The following is a 15,372-nucleotide window of genomic DNA, read 5'->3' on the forward strand; positions in this document are numbered from 1 at the left end:
CCACCACCACCATCAACAAGGAAGGTGAGACGAGGATGAGACGACACGTCGCACTCCGACTCCTCGCGGGACTGGCCGTCACCGCCACGGGCGCCGCGGTCTGCGTGGCCCTGACGACGCCACAGGCGTCGGCCGCGGTCGGCAGCGCCACCGGCTTCGCGACAGGCAACGGTGGCACCACCGGCGGCTCGGGCGGGCAGACCGTACGCGCCACCAGCGGAACCCAGATCCACGCGGCCCTGTGCAACCGGGCCAGCAGCAGCACCCCGATCATCATCCAGGTCGAGGGGACCATCAACCACGGCAACACCACAAAGGTCTCCGGTTCGAGCTGCAACACCGCCGCCGACGTGATCGAACTCAAGCAGATCAGCAACGTCACGATCCTCGGCGTCGGCAACGGGGCCGTCTTCGACCAGATCGGCATCCACATCCGCGAGGCCAGCAACATCATCATCCAGAACGTGACGGTGCGGAACGTCAAGAAGTCGGGCTCGCCCACCTCCAACGGCGGCGACGCCATCGGCATGGAGGCCAACGTCCGCAACGTCTGGGTCGACCACGTCACCCTGGAGGCGTCCGGCGGCGAGTCGGAGGGCTTCGACGGGCTGTTCGACATGAAGAACAACACCCAGTACGTGACGCTGTCCTACAGCATCCTGCGCAACTCCGGCCGGGGTGGCCTGATCGGGTCCAGCGAGAGCGACCTGTCCAACGGCTACGTCACGTTCCACCACAACCTGTACGAGAACATCGACTCCCGGGCGCCGCTGCTGCGTGGCGGCATCGCCCACATCTACAACAACCACTACGTACGACTCAACGAGTCCGGCATCAACTCCCGGGCCGGCGCACGTGCCAAGGTGGACAACAACTACTTCCAGAACGCCAAGGACGTACTCGGCACCTTCTACACCGACCAGGCCGGCTACTGGCAGGTCAGCGGCAACATCTTCGACAACGTGACCTGGTCCAGCCGCAGCGGCGACACCAACCCGGCCGGCCCCAACCCGACCTCCAACACGAGCGTCAGCATCCCGTACTCGTTCCGCCTCGACGCGGCCAGTTGCGTGCCGAGCATCGTCAGCCAGACCGCCGGTGCGAACAAGGGCATCCGTACCTCGAACGGCAACTGCACGCCGCAGAGCCCGACCGCCGGGCCGACCAGCCCGACCCCGGGCCCGACCACCACCACCCCGCCACCGACCAGCAACCCGACGCCGACGCCGAGCCAGCCCAGCGGCACCAACCTGAGCATCGGCGCCGGCTCCGACGGCTCCAGCAAGGCCAGCGGCACCAGCTACGGCGACGTGCGCGACGGCAACATGAACACCGCCTGGTCACCGAGCGGAGCCACCGGCCAGATCTCGATCAAGTGGGATTCCGCCACCGCGGTGTCGCGGATCAACATCCGTGAGGCGTCCGGCTCCGTCGGCAACATCCGCAACTGGCGGGTACTCAACCACGACACCGGCGCGGTACTGGCCTCCGGCACCGGCGCGGGCGTCATCAGCTTCACCAGGACGTCGATGCGCAAGGTCACCTTCGACATCACCAGCTCGACCGGCACGCCGAGGGTCGCCGAATTCGAAACGTACGCCAGCTAGCACCTGCACCGACACGGTGGGAGCCGTCGACACCCGACGGCTCCCACCACTGTTCCCTCCGCCCCGATGCACGACCTGGCCGGAGGCCGCCGCGGGATGGCCCCGGGCGTCGGTGCCCGGCCGTGGCCACCGACCGGAGCACGGGCGTGATCGCGTACGGCAGAATCTGCGGGCGATGCACGCGGCGACCATCCTCACCGCGCTCGCCGACCTGGCCCCGGCCGGTGCCGAGCGGATCCTCGACGTGGCCGGAACCGGCCGGCCCCTGGTCTGGCTGCCGGAACCGCACCGGGGGCCGCGCGGCGCACGACTGGACCGGCTCGCCGCGCTGGACGCCCTGCACCGCGACGAACGGGTCCTCCGCCTCGGGTTGGCCTTCCTCGTCGGCACGGCCGACCTGGACGGCACGCGGCGACGGATCCGACTGCCGCTGCTGGCGCAGCCGGTACGCCTGCAACGCGGCCGGCGCGGTTACCGGGTCGTGCCGGCCGGTGACCTCGAACTGACCCGCCTCATCGAGGACCGGGAACTCGCCGCCCGGCTGGAGGAGGCACCTGGGCTGGCCGGCCCCGGCTGGCTTACCGCGCCCGGCACCACCGCCTGGATCAGCGCGGCGGCCGAGGCCGCCGGCCTGAAGGTGACGACGGTCCAGTCGCGGCCACCGCGCGGCATCGACGACGATGTCACCGGGGTCGCCGCAGCAGCGATCTTCGTGACCCGCGACGTGTTCGCCGGTCGCCTCCGCGACACCCTGTTGAGCTGGGCGGGCCGACCCGGACTGGCGGACACCGCGCTGAACCGGCTCTACCTCGGCACCGACGGCCCGACGCAGGATCCGATCGCCGACGATGCCACCGACGCCGACGACGTGCTGTCACCGCTGCCGCTGAACGCCGCGCAGCGCGACGTGATCCGACGGACCAGGACGGCACCCGTGGTGGTGGTCTCCGGCGCACCGGGCAACGGCAAGAGTCACGCCCTGGTCGCCGCCGCGCTGGACACCGTGGCGCGCGGCGGATCGGTACTGGTGGCGACCCAGTCGACCCACGCCGCCGAGGTGCTGGGGGAACTGCTGCGCCGGCATCCGGGACCACCACCTGTGCTCTTCGGCGACGCCGAACGACGCGGGGCCATCGCCACCGAACTCGCCGGTGGCGTCGCCGTCGGTGTCGACGACGCACAACTGCGCCACGACAGCACCACCGTGTCCGCCGCCCGGGACCGGGTCGCCGGTGCCCGAGCCGGCATCGCCGCCGCGCTGGAGCAGGAACGGCTCGCCGCCACACTTCCCGACTGGCAGCCGCTGCTGCCCGCCCTGAGTCACGACGCCCCGGCGGTGTTCGAGCCGGACGCCGACCTCGGCGCGATCCGCGCCGCCCTGCACGAGGCGAGCCGCAACGGCGACGGCTGGTGGTCCCGGTGGCGTCGGTCCCGAGCCACGCACCGCCTGCACCGGCTCACCGGAGCCGCCACCGGCGTACCCGTACCCCAGGTGCGGGCGGCTGTGGACGCGGCGCAGGCCGTACGCGCAGCCGCCCGGCTCTCGTCGCACGGCGGCACGGACCTGGCCGCCGCCTGGCGGGCGCTGACCGAGGCGGACGTGGCGCTCGCCGAGACGGTCGGCACGGCGTTGCGGAACCAGACCGCCAGCGCACGACGGTGGACCGGAGCCGCCCGACGCGCCGCCAGCGGCCTGGGCACCGCCCTGCGGGCCGGACGCAACCGCCGCCGCGAACTGCTCGCCACCCTGGACGCCGAGGCGCTCGTGCGGGCGCTGCCCCTGTGGGTGGGCACCGTGGCCGACGTCGAGGATCTGCTGCCACCGGCCGCCGGCATGTTCGATCTGGTGGTGCTCGACGAGGCGGCGCACATCGACCAGTTGCGGGCCGCCCCGGTGCTGGCCCGGGCCCGCCGGGCACTTGTCGCCGGCGATCCACGGCAACTGCGGTTCGTCTCCTTCGTCTCCGACGCGGACGTGACCGCGACGCTGCACCGGCACGGCCTGGAACGCTTCACCGACCGGCTCGACGTACGCCGGGCGAGCGCCTTCGACGTGGCGGCCGGCGCCGCACCCGTCACCTGGCTCGGTGAGCACCACCGCTGCGCGCCGCACCTGATCGGATTCTCCGCCCGCCGGTTCTACGACGACCGGCTGGAACTCGTCACCCGGCACCCGGGCAACGAACGGACCGACGCCATCGACGTGGTGCGAGTCGCCGGTGCGGCCGTCGTCGACGGCGTCAACCAGGCCGAAGTGGCGACAGTGCTGGACCTGGTCGCCACCCTCGCGGCCCAACCACCGCCGGGCGGCGTCGCCGTGATCAGCCCGTTCCGCGCCCAGGCCGACGCGGTGGAGACGGCGCTGCTGTCGGCGTACGACGTCGACGAGATCGAACGGATCGGCCTGCGCAGCGGCACAGTGCACGCCTTCCAGGGCAGCGAGGCGGACGTGGTGATCGTCACGCTCGGGCTGGTCGACGACGACCCACCGGCCCGGCACCGGTTCGTCGCCGAGCCGAACCTGTTCAACGTCCTGGTCACCCGGGCCAGGAAACAGCTCACCGTGGTCACGTCGCTCCAGGCCCCGGAAGGCATCGTCGGCGACTATCTCCGGTACGCCGGACAACCGCTGGACGCCACCGGAACGTCACCCGCTGCGGTAGACCCGTGGGCGAGCGCCCTCGCTGTCGAGCTGACGCGGATCGGGCTGCCCGTGCGGCCCGGCTATCCCGTCGGCCGTTGGCGGGTCGACCTGTGCGTCAGCGACAAAGCCCCGATCGGCCTGGTGTGCGGCGTGCACCCGGACGGCGTGGCCGCGCACATCGAACGGCAACGCACCCTCACCCGGGCCGGCTGGCGACTGTACGACGCGTTCGCCAGCCGCTGGTCCGACGACCCGATCCGCGCCGCCCTCGACCTCGCCACCCGCATCCACGCCGACGGCACCCAACGACAGCCAACGCCGACCGGCTCCTGAGCAGCCGCGCTTGAGGTACCCGCTACCCCAAGGGTCGGGTTTCGGGAAACTGTGATGTCAGGGCTCCCGCATCCAGGACTTCGGATCGGTGACGAAGACACCCCTGCTGCCGCCGAATCACCCGCAGGGCTTCGAGCCTTGCATAGGCCACATATGCCCCGGTCCCGGCGACCTGCTCCGGACCGACAGGCGCGGCAGCGCCACCGCCAAGCGGAAACTTCACGTCCAGCTGCCTGGCCCCCGCAGGGTGCCCGACAACGCAGCGGCTGGTTCGGGGAGGCGGCGGGGCCGGCGGGTCGCGAGGATGGCCAGGGTTTCCCGGCGTACGTCGGCGGGCTCGTGAATCAGGCGGCGGTGGGCGAAGCGGACCACCAGAATGCCGGCGGTCGCCAGCAGCGCGTCCCGCCGAAGGTCGATCTCGCGCTGACGGGGGTCACCGTGGGTCGTCGACCCGTCGAGTTCGATGTTCACCCGTTCCTGCTCGGCGAAGAGGTCGAGATACATGGTGCGCCGCCCGATCACGACTCGCGTCTGGCGGTGGAACGCCGGCATGCCCGGGCCGATGAAGACGTGCTCGTGCCCCCAGATTTCCAGCGGGCTGCGGCAGCCCTCGGCCAGTCGGGTCAGCAAGGTGCGCAACGTCGACAGGTCGGGCAGCTTCGACGCGCCCCGCAGGGCCGACGCCAGCCGCTCCGGTGTGGTGAGGCGATCGTTGACGGCCTTGATGACAGGTGCCCGCCGGTCGGCGAGTGGCAGCACCGGCCAGCAGTCGACGAGGGTCTGCTCGACGCGGGTCACCGGACGTCCCTGGCGTACCACCACGTGCGGCGGTTCGAGGGCGAAGTCCCGCCGTCGGTGCACTCGCGCACCGGGTTGGCCGCGCAGGCCACTGTTGATCGGCACGCTCAGGTGCAGCGGCTCACCGTCCGCCTGCCGGCGTAGGCCCCACATGTCGAGCGCGGTGAGATGGCTGAACGCCGCCCGGCCCCGCGCCCAGGCGAACACCGCACGGCGTGCCATGGTCGGGTCGAGCCGTTCGAGCGCGGGAGCGTCCCGCGGGCCGTGGGCCAGCAACTGCGTCGACACGAACACCCCCGGCAGCACCCGCACCAGATCGCCGGCCCCACACGCCTTCTGGAGAATCCATCGGGGCACCACCTGCTCGACGGCCGTCCGGGTCACCAGACCGCCGCCCCGCGCCACCAGTTCCCGAAGCACCCCGTTCACGCCGTCGACCGTGCCGCCTCAACCCCCCGTTCCACCACCCCACTCGACACCACCTGTGGACAACCACCCCACTGTGGAAACCCACCACACCCCACCCAAACCTGCTACGGGCCCGTCTCGATGTGTGGCGGTAAAGGTGCTCGGTGGTCGGCGTGTCGAGTACCGAAACTGCCACCGATCGGGAGATGGCGTTCCGGCGGAAGGTGGGGGTGGTCCGATATAAGGGACGGATGGAGTTGCCGCCGTATCTGGCCACGATGCCGATGCACGCGATCACCGAGATGCACGGCGAGGCCGGGCTGCGGGAACGGTTCCGGCTGGAGGTCGAGGGGTTCGGGGCCGCCGAGCGGCTACGGCTCGACGAGGCGTTGGAACTGGCCGGGTGGCTGCATCGCGATGACCGGCGGTCCCGGGAGCCGTACGTCAATCACCTGCTCCGGGTGGCGATCCGGATGATGCACCACTACCAGGTACGCGACGTCGACGTGATCGTCGCCGGACTGCTGCACGACGCGGTCGAGGACCATCCCGCCGAGCTGGTCGACGACGGGGAGCTGAGCAGTGGTGCGGGGCCGGGCAACGGTGCGGGGCCGAGCAGCGGTGGGCAGCCGAGCACTGGTGGGCCGCTGAACAGCGGTGGGCAGCTGGGCGAGGACCTGACTGACGCGGCGTTGGGGGTGCTCGCCGAGCGGTTCGGGGCGCGGGTGGCGCGGCTGGTCGCGGCGGTCACCAACCCGACCTGGGATCCCGGACGGGACCGGTACGAGCAGTACCGGGAGCATGTTGCGGCCAGTCTCGAACGGGAGCCCTGGGCGCGGGTCATCAAGGTCTCCGACTTCACCGACAACGGCGTCGGGGTGATCCATTCCGTCGGCCCGAAGGTCGAGTCGTCGGCCCGCAAGTACCGCCCGTTGGTGCCGGTGTACCGCGACCTCGTCACCCGTGCCGACACTCCCCTGTCGGAGCCGGTCAAGCGACACATCCTGGACCAGCTCGACCTGGCCGAGCAACGCTTCAGCGCCATACTCGACCAGCCCGCCCACCCCGCTTGAGCAGCCGCCCCACACCGATCAACCCGCCGGACGCCGGTCGGCGGTCACCGCTCGGCCGGGGCACCGGTGGGTGAGGCGGTTGGCAGGTTGAGCCGGCTCACCAGGAGTTCGGCCTGGGCCACCGAACCGCCGCCGACCCCGAGTCCGCCACGGGCGGCACGGTAGAACCCGTCGCGTGCCTCGTTGGCCCGGTGCAGCAACGTGGCCCGGTCGGCATCGGCCTGCCCGTCCCGGGCCAGCCGCTCGACCTCCCAGACACTGTCCCGCCACGCCCGAGCCGCCGCCACCGTCGGCGCGTCGCCGAGCAGCAGGGTGTTCTCCCAGGCCAGGGTGTGCCGGAAGTCGGCCTCGGCGAGCGCGGCGAGGGCCGTGTCCCGGTCGACGTGGCCGCCGATCAGCCGGCTGGCGATGGTGTGCGCCTCCTTCAGGGCACGAGCGAATTCGGCGTACGCGTCGAGCCGGCGCTCGTCCCAGCGCACCGTCTGGTTGCGTCGCCACCGTGACCTGTCGGCCAGCGACGTGGCGACGATCGTGCCGATGGTGCCGACCAGCACACCGAGTAGTGCCGGTAGCTGCGCAGCGAGACTGTCCATGGCCGCACAGCGTGGCAGCCGTCGGCAGCCATCGTCCACCCGTCGACAGTGGATCCGCGATGGGTACGATGCGGTGATCTAGGCCCTCCTCCGTTAGGAGCCCGGCATGGCCAGCCCGGATCCCGATCTCACCGCGACGCTTGCGCCCATGCTCCGCAAGCTCTGATCGGCGGTGACGACCATGAACCCGCTGACCCAGCTGTCCCTGGCCGAGCTGCGGCAGCGGACCAGCGTCAAGTGGCGCCAGTACGCCGATGACGTGCTGCCCCTGTGGGTCGCCGAGATGGACGTGCCGTTGGCCCCGCCCGTCGCCGAGGCGCTGCACGACGCGGTCGGACGCGGCGACACCGGGTACCCCTACGGGACGGCGTACGCCGAGGCGCTCGGTGACTTCGCGGCCCGCCGGTGGAACTGGTCCGACCTGCCGGTCGACCGCGTCACGGTGGTGCCGGACGTGATGCTCGGCATCGTCGAGGTGCTCCGGCTGCTCACCGGGCCGGGCGACGCTGTCGTGTTCTGCTCACCCGTGTACCCACCGTTCTACGCCTTCGTCAGTCACGCCGACCGGCGGGTGGTCGAGGTGCCGCTCGGCGCGGACCGGCGGATGGACCTGTCGGCGTTGGACGAGGCGTTCCGGCGGGCGCGTGCGGGCGGCCGGCGGGCGGTCTTCCTGCTGTGCAACCCGCACAACCCGACAGGTGTCGTCCACCGCCGGGACGAACTCGACGCGCTCGCCGACCTCGCCGGCCGCCACGGGGTACGGGTGGTGTCCGACGAGATCCACGCCCCGCTGGTGCTGCCCGGGGCACGGTTCACGCCGTACCTCACGGTGCCCGGCGCGGAGGACGCGTTCGCCGTGCTGTCCGCGTCGAAGGCGTGGAACCTGGCCGGGTTGAAGTCGGCGCTCGTGGTGGCGGGCCGGCACGCGGTGGCGGACCTGCGACGGATGCCGGAGGAGGTCGGCCACGGGCCGAGCCATCTGGGCGTCATCGCGCACACCGCCGCCTTCCGCGACGGCGGTGACTGGCTGGACGGTCTGCTGGACGGCCTCGACGAGAACCGCGAGCTGCTGGGGACGCTGCTGGCGCGGCACGCACCGACCATTCGGTACCGCCGGCCCGAGGGCACCTACCTCGCCTGGCTGGACTGCACCGCGCTCGGCATCGACAGCGGACCGGTCGGCGAGGAGCCCGCCGTGGTGACCGACATCGCCGGGCCGGCGGCGCTGTTCCTCGACCGGGCGCGGGTCGCCCTCAGCTCCGGGCACGCCTTCGGCACCGGCGGTTCCGGCTTCGTACGGCTCAACTTCGCCACCTCCCCGGAGATCCTGACCGAGGCGGTGACCCGGATGGGCCACGCCGTCACCGAGCACCACGGGACGGCCGGCTAGCGCGGACGGGTCAGGCGAAGAACCCGGCGCGCAGGTTGATGCCGTGTTCCAGCCACGCCTTCAGGCAGCAGAGCATCTGGGTCCAGCCCTGGCAGTTGCCGTACGAGGCTTCCTGACCCTCGGCGGTGGGCCGCCACCCGTGCTCGGCGATGGTGACCAGGGTCCGATCCGCACCGAGGGCCTCGAACTCCATGGTGACGGTGGTGGAGTAGGACGCCCCGGCGACCGGCTCGTCGGTGGTGGACTGGGCACCGTCGGCCGCCTCCCAGCGCAGCACGATCCGCCGGTCCTGCACCACCTCGACCACCTCCACCGGGAACGCTCCGGGGAAGTCGGCGAAATCCCAGCTGACGGTGGCACCGGTGACCAGTCGGCCCTTCGCACCCCCGGTGGTGAAGTACCGGGAGAGCTGGTCGGGGTCGGCCACCGCTTCGAACACCTCGTGCACCGGACGGCTGATCCGCCCGGCGATCTTGAACCGCAGGTCCACGGCAGACCCCTCTCGCGTCGTCGACATGTTGTATCTTTATAACATGTCGAGTGGTCGTGGGGGACGTTCCGGCCGGGATCCGGTCGACGAGGACCGCGTCTTCAAGGCGCTGGCGTCGTCCACCCGGCGGCAACTCCTCGACGCGCTCAAGGACCAGCCACGCACCACAGGTGATCTCTGCGAACGGTTCCCGCAACTGGACCGCTGCACGGTAATGCAGCACCTACGGGTGCTGGAGGCGGCCGGGCTGGTCATCGCCCAGCGCAAGGGCCGCGAGCGGTGGAACCACCTCGACCCGCTACCGATCAAGCACATCCACGACCGGTGGATCGGCGACTACGCCAGCGCCGCCGTGGGGATGCTGGCATCGCTCAAGAGCGACCTGGAAGGCGCTCGTCGCGACACCGCCGACGTCAGCCCGCGACCGCGCCGGTGACGAAGAGGCAGAACGGGTGCCCCTCCGGGTCGGCGTACACCCGGAACGGCTCGTCGGGGCCGGTCAGTCGGTCGGCCAGCAGGCGACCGCCGAGGGCGAGTACCCGCTCGTGCTGCGCCACCAGTTGCTCGGTGGAGGTCACACTCAGGTCGAGATGCAGCTGCTGGGGCACCCGACCCTCCGGCCAGGTCGGTCGCGGCAGCTGGTCGACCTGCTGGAAGGCGAGTTGCGGGCTGCCTTCCGGCGTTCTCAGCACGAGCCAGTCGGTGCCGCGTTCGTCGGCCTGCCCGGGCTCGGGTGGTTCGTCGCCGGGCCGGTAGACCAGGCCCAGCAACGACCTGTAGAACTCCGCGAGCGACCTGGCGTCGGTGCAGTCGAGCACCACCTGACACAGCCTTGGTGTGTTCTCTCGCTCAACCACGCCGGGTCACCTCCGACAACTGGGGAATCATGGCGACGCGGGGACCCCGCGCGGGGTGATCACTTTCGGTCGGGTGCCGGCCCGTTGTCGTTGAACCGGAAGCTGCTCGTCGGTGGCGCGTCGCCCAACTCCTCCAGGATCAGCCCGGAGTTCTGCGAGTTCCGCAGGTAGGCCGAGTTGTTGCTGATCAGGAAGCCCTCGTCCGCGTCGGCGGCGGCGATGGTGAACTGCTGCCGGGGCTCGTCCTCCCGGCAGGCGGCACCCTCCACCACGAGCGGCCGACCGCCGCCCCGGTTGAGCGCCTGCCAGCAGACCGGCTCCCCGGTTCCGGGACCACCACCGGCCCCACGGTACGACTTGATCAAGAAGTTCTGCCCGGTCAGCGGGGTCGGCACGAACAACTGCCGGCCGCTGTCGTCGTCCACCTCGGCGAGGCGGTCGTCATCGGTCAACGACAGTCCCGCTTCGAACCCGTCGACCCGGGTGATGGTGATCTGGCGGGTGCCGGACAACACCGGCGGGGTAGCGGTCGACGACGGGCTGGCCGGCGCCGAGGCCGTGGGCGTGGGTGCCCCGGTGGCGGTCACGTCGGTGATCGGCGTCCCGGTGGCCGTCGGTGATGCGGAGACCTCGTCTGTCGCACTCGTTCCACCGCAGCCTGCGGCCCCGACGGCCAGGGCCACCAGCCCCGCTCCGGCGAACCAGTTTCGCATCGACATTTCTCGCTCCTCATCCCGGCCGCGCCGGTCCCTCTGGTCGGCATACCGCGCCCCCACGGCCGTCCTCCTTGATCGACGTACCCGGGAGGCGGCGCAGGTATGCGGCGGCGTCCGGGTTGCTACTCAGGTCGTAAGTCGAATGCCGTCCTGCGCCAGATGTCGTGCCGACGGCCCTCGCGCAGGCTGGCACCAGGCCCCGGGTGACGTCGTACGGAACCTCTCCGGACACCCGAGCGGCCCGGAAGGTGGCAGCGGACCGTGACCCACGAGACCGTGACCCGACCCCGCTCACCCCGACACCTGTCGCGTCGCGTACGAATCGGCGCGGCCCTGGCCACGGCGGTCGCCGTGGCCGCGACGGTGGCGGGGTGCGGCACGTCGCAGACCGACCCGGCACCACCCGCCCCCGCGCCGACCGCGCCGGCCGACCCGGCCGCGCTTACCGGCGCGAACGTCGACACCTGGCTCGACGGGCTGCTACCGGCCGCGCTGGCCCGCACCGGCGTCGCGGGAGCGAGCGTCGCCGTGGTCCGGGACGGCGAGATCCTCACCGCCCGGGGCTACGGACACGCCGACACCGGCGACGACGGTACGGACGCGGTGCCTGTCGACCCCGACCGGCACCTGTTCCGGGTGGGATCGGTGTCCAAGCTGGTCACCGCCACCGCGGTGCTGCAACTCGTGCAGGACCGCACGCTCGACCTGGACACCGACGTCGCCGAGTACCTCGACTTCACCGTGCCGCGCCGCTTTCCGCAGGCTGTCACGCTGCGGCACCTGCTGACCCACACCGCCGGATTCGAGGAGCGGATCGCCGGCCTGATCGGTACCACCGACACCGACGTCGACCTGCGGGCCGCCCTGACCAACGACCCGCCGGAGCAGATCTACGAGCCGGGCACGGTGCCGGCCTATTCCAACTACGGCAACGCGCTGGCCGGCTACATCGTGCAGCGGGCCAGCGGCACCCGCTTCGAGGAGTACGTCTCCGGCAACATTCTGGCCCGCGCCGGCATGACCTCGTCCAGCTTCGAACAGCCGCTGCCGGCCCACCTGCGCGACCGGATGTCCAACGGGTACGAACGTGTCGGCGTGCCCGCCGCGCCGTTCGAGATCGTCGGTACTCCCCCGGCCGGCGCGCTCAGCGCCCCGGCGACGGACATGGCCCGGTTCATGCTCGCCCAACTGGGCGAGCGAGTGGGTGAGGCCCCGCTGCTCGACGCAGCCACGCGGGAGCTGATGCAGCGGCCGGCGCTCGACGCGACGTCGCTGGGCACCCTCGCCGACGGCCCTCGGATGACGCTCGGCTACTTCGAGGAGAACCGCAACGGGCACCGCATCCTCGGGCACGGCGGGGACACCCTGTACTTCCACTCCCACCTCCAGCTCTATCCCGACGACCGGACCGGCATCTACCTCTCACTGAACAGCACCGGCGAGAGCGCGCTGGACAGCCACGAACTCCGGCAGGCCGTGCTGAACGGCTTCGCCGACCGCTACTTCCCGGCCGCGCCCACCCAGCCGGGCGAGGGCACGCAGCCGGGCGAGGGCACGCAGCCGGCCGAGGGCACGCAACCGGCCGGACGCCCGCAACCGGCGGCGGGTGTCGACGCGGCCGCCTCGGCCGAGCACGCCCAACTGGCCGCCGGGACGTACGAGAGTTCGCGGACGGTACAGAGCAACTTTCTGACCGTGATCGGTCTGGTCGGACGTACCACTGTCAGCGTCACCGACGGCGACCGGTTGCTGTTCGAGCCCGCGCCGCTGTCCGACACCCCCGCGGTGTACGAGGAGGTCTCGCCGTGGGTGTGGCGTGAGGTCGGCGGGCAGCGCACCGTGGCGATGCGGGTGGCCGACGGTCGGGTGGAGGCGATCAGCTTCGACTCCGCGTTCGCGCTGCTGCCGGTGCCGGCCGAACGCGACTCGGCACTTGTCTTGACGGTGCTCGCCACGTCCACGGTCGTGCTGCTGCTCGTGGTTCTCTCCTGGCCGGTACGGGCCGTCGTCCGCCGCCGCCTCGGCCGGGCACCGCGGGATCGGGCCGGCCGGACCGCCCGGGTCCTCACCCGGGTCGCCGTGGCCGGTGCGCTGCTCGCCCTCGCCGGCTGGACGGTGAGCGTGGTCAGCATCATGGGCCTGCGGGATGTGCCCGAGGCGAGCCTGCGCGTGGTGCAGGTGATGCAGCTGATCGGCCTGCTCGGTGTGCTGCCGGCCGCCGTCCGGCTGGTCGACGACCTCCGCCGCCGGACCGGCTGGCACCGGATCGCCGGCAGCGTCGCGGTGCTGCTCGCGCTGGCCGGCACGGGTTGGTTCGCCGTCGAGTTCATGTTGCTGGCCCCTAGCATCTCCTACTGACCGACACGAACCGGAACGCCCCGGAGCGAGGATGGCCATCGCATGTCCGACCACAGCGGCACCGTCCCGGACGCCGTCGGCGTCCCGGGCCCACCCCGGCTGACCAGGTGGTTCGACGAGCGACTGACCCGGGCCGGGGTGACCGGCCGATTCGCCCGGGACTGCCTGCTGGCGGCGTTGCTCACCGTCCTGACGTTCCTGGTCATGACGTTGTTGTTCCGGTTCGTGGCACCGGCGGAGGGGCTCACCTTCGGCCCGGCGCGGGTCTGGTCGGTCATCGCCCTGTGCACCGGGCAGGCGATGCTGCTGTGCCTGCGTCGGGTCCGGCCACTGCTCTGCCTCGCGCTCGTGGTCAGTGTCCAGGTGCCGGTCATCGTCCTCTCGGTGCCGGAGGCGACGATCCGCGGCATCGCGCCGTTCGTCGCGGCGTACACAGTCGGCGTGGTGCTGCCGGTGCGCACCGCGCTGCTGGCTGCCGGGGCGGCCGTGGCGGTGGAGACGTTTGGTGTGGCGGTGGCGATGCGGGCTGCCGACGCGGCCGACTTCGTCGTCGGTGGGCCAGGCCCAGGACCGCTCGCCACGACCGTCGGACACCTGGCCACCAGCGCGTTGGTCTACGTCGCTCTGGTCCTCCTCGGCAGCTACGTGGCCACCTACCGGCGCTACCTGCACCTGGTGCGGGTCCGGGCGGACGAGGCGGTGCGGGCCCAGCAGGCCACGGTGCGCGCCGCGATCGGCGCGGAACGTGCCCGGATGGCGCGGGAGTTGCACGACGTCGCCGCCCATCACCTGTCCGGCATGGTGGTGCAGGCGGCGGCGGCCGAGCGGTTGATCGATCCTGACCCGTCGGCGGCGAAGGCCGCGGTGAGCTGGATCCGGTCCCAGGGCAAGGAGACCCTCGACAATCTTCGGCTCGTGGTGGGGGTGCTGCGCGGTCGCCCGGGAGACAGCGACGGCCACGCTCCGGTGCCCGGGTTGGCCATGCTCGACGATCTCGTACGCGACGCCCGACAGCTCGGCAGCCCTGTCGAGTTCGTCCGGGAGGGGCAGCACCGGGACGTGCCGCCGATCGCCGACGTCGCGCTGTTCCGGATCGTCCAGGAGTCCCTCTCCAACGCCCGCCAGCACGCCCCGGGCGCGCCGGTCCGCGTGGAGCTGCGCTTCCTGCCCCGCAAGGTCTCCCTTGAGGTGCGCAACGACCGGCCGACCGGGCGGGCCGAGCCCAGATCCGCGGACACCGGCGGGGTCGGTCTGGTGGGTATGCGCGAGCGGGCACACCTGATCGGCGCGCAGTTCGTCGCCGGCCCGACGGCGACCGGCGGATGGTCGGTCGCGGTGACGGTGCCGACGACCGGAGACGATGCCCGCGCCACCGGGACGACGGCGACCGTGAACGGAGACCACCAGAGATGATCACAGTGATGCTCGTCGACGACCAGTCGGTCGTGCGGGCCGGCTTCCGCGTCATTCTCGAACAGGCCGGCGACATCGAGGTGGTGGGTGAGGCGTCGAGCGGGTCATCGGCCGTCGAGCTGGCCCGCCGGCTCCGCCCGGAGGTCATCTGCATGGACGTACGCATGCCCGGTGGCGACGGGCTCACCGCGACCCGCCGGATCGTCACCGAGGCCGTCGGGTCGCCGCCGGCCGTGCTGGTGGTCACCACCTTCGACCTCGACGAGTACGTCTTCGGCGCACTGGAGTCCGGTGCCAGCGGTTTCATCCTCAAGGACTGTGAGCCGGAGGAGCTGATCGAGGCGGTCCGGCGCCTCGCCGAGGGGCAGGGGCTGGTCGACCAGGCGGTCACCCGACGTGTGATAGCCGAGTTCGCCCGCCGCACACCGGCACCGGCGACCGATGCCGCAGTGGCACATCAGCTCACCGCGCGGGAGGTCGAGATCATCGGCCTGCTCGCCCGAGGGTTGTCGAACGTCGAGATCGCCGACGAGCTGTTCATCGAGACCAGCACGGTCAAGTCGCATCTCGGCCGCGTCATGGCGAAGATCGGCGTACGGGACCGGCTCCAGACTGTCGTCTGGGCCTATCGCAACGGCGTCGCGCCGCGTTGACCCCCGGCGCACCGCCGTCTGCATACCCAGTATGCTCGC

The 15,372-nt window shown here is 71.6% G+C and carries 13 protein-coding genes; 8 read left to right on the forward strand and 5 right to left on the reverse strand.

Annotated elements, in window-relative coordinates:
* The first annotated feature begins 35 nt into the window (after positions 1 to 35).
* Positions 36 to 1,607 (forward strand): pectate lyase family protein, encoded by a 1,572-nt coding sequence (locus tag CLT74_RS10125; RefSeq protein ID WP_099846318.1) that lies wholly within the window; start codon positions 36 to 38, stop codon positions 1,605 to 1,607.
* 175 nt (positions 1,608 to 1,782) lie between these two features.
* Positions 1,783 to 4,584: an AAA domain-containing protein gene (locus tag CLT74_RS10130; protein WP_099846319.1), complete on the forward strand. Its 2,802-nt coding sequence runs from the start codon at positions 1,783 to 1,785 to the stop codon at positions 4,582 to 4,584.
* A 219-nt stretch (positions 4,585 to 4,803) separates the two neighbouring features.
* Here the strand turns inward: CLT74_RS10130 and CLT74_RS10140 are convergent, their stop codons facing one another.
* The gene (locus CLT74_RS10140; protein WP_099846320.1) at positions 4,804 to 5,811 is read right to left on the reverse strand and encodes a DUF559 domain-containing protein; all 1,008 of its coding nucleotides are present in this window, start codon (positions 5,809 to 5,811) and stop codon (positions 4,804 to 4,806) included.
* A 230-nt stretch (positions 5,812 to 6,041) separates the two neighbouring features.
* On the opposite strand from CLT74_RS10140, the gene CLT74_RS10145 reads away from it, so the two are divergent.
* Entirely contained in the window at positions 6,042 to 6,863 is an 822-nt protein-coding gene (locus CLT74_RS10145; protein WP_099846321.1) for an HD domain-containing protein, read from the forward strand.
* Between the two features lie 44 nt (positions 6,864 to 6,907).
* On the opposite strand, the gene CLT74_RS10150 is transcribed toward CLT74_RS10145, so the two are convergent.
* Positions 6,908 to 7,456: a hypothetical protein gene (locus tag CLT74_RS10150; protein WP_099846322.1), complete on the reverse strand. Its 549-nt coding sequence runs from the start codon at positions 7,454 to 7,456 to the stop codon at positions 6,908 to 6,910.
* A 181-nt stretch (positions 7,457 to 7,637) separates the two neighbouring features.
* Between CLT74_RS10150 and CLT74_RS10155 the strand changes: the two genes are divergently transcribed.
* Positions 7,638 to 8,846, forward strand: coding sequence for a MalY/PatB family protein (locus tag CLT74_RS10155; protein ID WP_099851683.1), 1,209 nt, complete (start codon positions 7,638 to 7,640; stop codon positions 8,844 to 8,846).
* A gap of 10 nt (positions 8,847 to 8,856) precedes the next feature.
* Here the strand turns inward: CLT74_RS10155 and CLT74_RS10160 are convergent, their stop codons facing one another.
* Positions 8,857 to 9,363, reverse strand: coding sequence for an SRPBCC family protein (locus CLT74_RS10160; RefSeq protein ID WP_486582208.1), 507 nt, complete (start codon positions 9,361 to 9,363; stop codon positions 8,857 to 8,859).
* A gap of 16 nt (positions 9,364 to 9,379) precedes the next feature.
* On the opposite strand from CLT74_RS10160, the gene CLT74_RS10165 reads away from it, so the two are divergent.
* The gene (locus tag CLT74_RS10165; RefSeq protein ID WP_199172156.1) at positions 9,380 to 9,772 is read left to right on the forward strand and encodes a metalloregulator ArsR/SmtB family transcription factor; all 393 of its coding nucleotides are present in this window, start codon (positions 9,380 to 9,382) and stop codon (positions 9,770 to 9,772) included.
* Here CLT74_RS10165 and CLT74_RS10170 read toward each other — a convergent pair.
* Positions 9,750 to 10,193: a VOC family protein gene (locus CLT74_RS10170; RefSeq protein ID WP_099846325.1), complete on the reverse strand. Its 444-nt coding sequence runs from the start codon at positions 10,191 to 10,193 to the stop codon at positions 9,750 to 9,752. The genes CLT74_RS10165 and CLT74_RS10170 overlap by 23 nt on opposite strands.
* 59 nt (positions 10,194 to 10,252) lie before the next feature.
* Complete coding sequence (locus CLT74_RS10175) at positions 10,253 to 10,912, reverse strand: hypothetical protein (RefSeq protein WP_099846326.1); 660 nt, start codon at positions 10,910 to 10,912, stop codon at positions 10,253 to 10,255.
* Between the two features lie 258 nt (positions 10,913 to 11,170).
* On the opposite strand from CLT74_RS10175, the gene CLT74_RS10180 reads away from it, so the two are divergent.
* From CLT74_RS10180 to CLT74_RS10190, 3 genes are read left to right on the forward strand one after another with little or no spacing between them, the layout of a single operon-like run.
* Positions 11,171 to 13,267, forward strand: coding sequence for a serine hydrolase (locus tag CLT74_RS10180; protein WP_199172157.1), 2,097 nt, complete (start codon positions 11,171 to 11,173; stop codon positions 13,265 to 13,267).
* A 42-nt stretch (positions 13,268 to 13,309) separates the two neighbouring features.
* Positions 13,310 to 14,680 carry a histidine kinase gene (locus CLT74_RS10185; RefSeq protein WP_099846327.1) on the forward strand — a complete coding sequence of 457 codons (1,371 nt, stop codon included), beginning with the start codon at positions 13,310 to 13,312 and terminating at the stop codon, positions 14,678 to 14,680.
* Entirely contained in the window at positions 14,677 to 15,333 is a 657-nt protein-coding gene (locus CLT74_RS10190) for a response regulator transcription factor (protein ID WP_099846328.1), read from the forward strand. The genes CLT74_RS10185 and CLT74_RS10190 overlap by 4 nt, the downstream gene beginning before the upstream one ends.
* Positions 15,334 to 15,372: the final 39 nt, after the last annotated feature.

It is taken from the genome of Verrucosispora sp. CNZ293, assembly GCF_002754655.1.

What these genes read in the sequence shown, in the direction of transcription:
- CLT74_RS10125 (WP_099846318.1), top strand. Translation starts at nt 36, where the DNA reads ATGAGACGACACGTCGCACTCCGACTCCTCGCGGGACTGGCCGTCACC.
- CLT74_RS10130 (WP_099846319.1), top strand. Translation starts at nt 1,783, where the DNA reads ATGCACGCGGCGACCATCCTCACCGCGCTCGCCGACCTGGCCCCGGCC.
- CLT74_RS10145 (WP_099846321.1), top strand. Translation starts at nt 6,042, where the DNA reads ATGGAGTTGCCGCCGTATCTGGCCACGATGCCGATGCACGCGATCACC.
- CLT74_RS10150 (WP_099846322.1), bottom strand. Translation starts at nt 7,456, where the DNA reads ATGGACAGTCTCGCTGCGCAGCTACCGGCACTACTCGGTGTGCTGGTC.
- CLT74_RS10155 (WP_099851683.1), top strand. Translation starts at nt 7,638, where the DNA reads ATGAACCCGCTGACCCAGCTGTCCCTGGCCGAGCTGCGGCAGCGGACC.
- CLT74_RS10160 (WP_486582208.1), bottom strand. Translation starts at nt 9,363, where the DNA reads ATGTCGACGACGCGAGAGGGGTCTGCCGTGGACCTGCGGTTCAAGATC.
- CLT74_RS10165 (WP_199172156.1), top strand. Translation starts at nt 9,380, where the DNA reads ATGTCGAGTGGTCGTGGGGGACGTTCCGGCCGGGATCCGGTCGACGAG.
- CLT74_RS10175 (WP_099846326.1), bottom strand. Translation starts at nt 10,912, where the DNA reads ATGTCGATGCGAAACTGGTTCGCCGGAGCGGGGCTGGTGGCCCTGGCC.
- CLT74_RS10185 (WP_099846327.1), top strand. Translation starts at nt 13,310, where the DNA reads ATGTCCGACCACAGCGGCACCGTCCCGGACGCCGTCGGCGTCCCGGGC.
- CLT74_RS10190 (WP_099846328.1), top strand. Translation starts at nt 14,677, where the DNA reads ATGATCACAGTGATGCTCGTCGACGACCAGTCGGTCGTGCGGGCCGGC.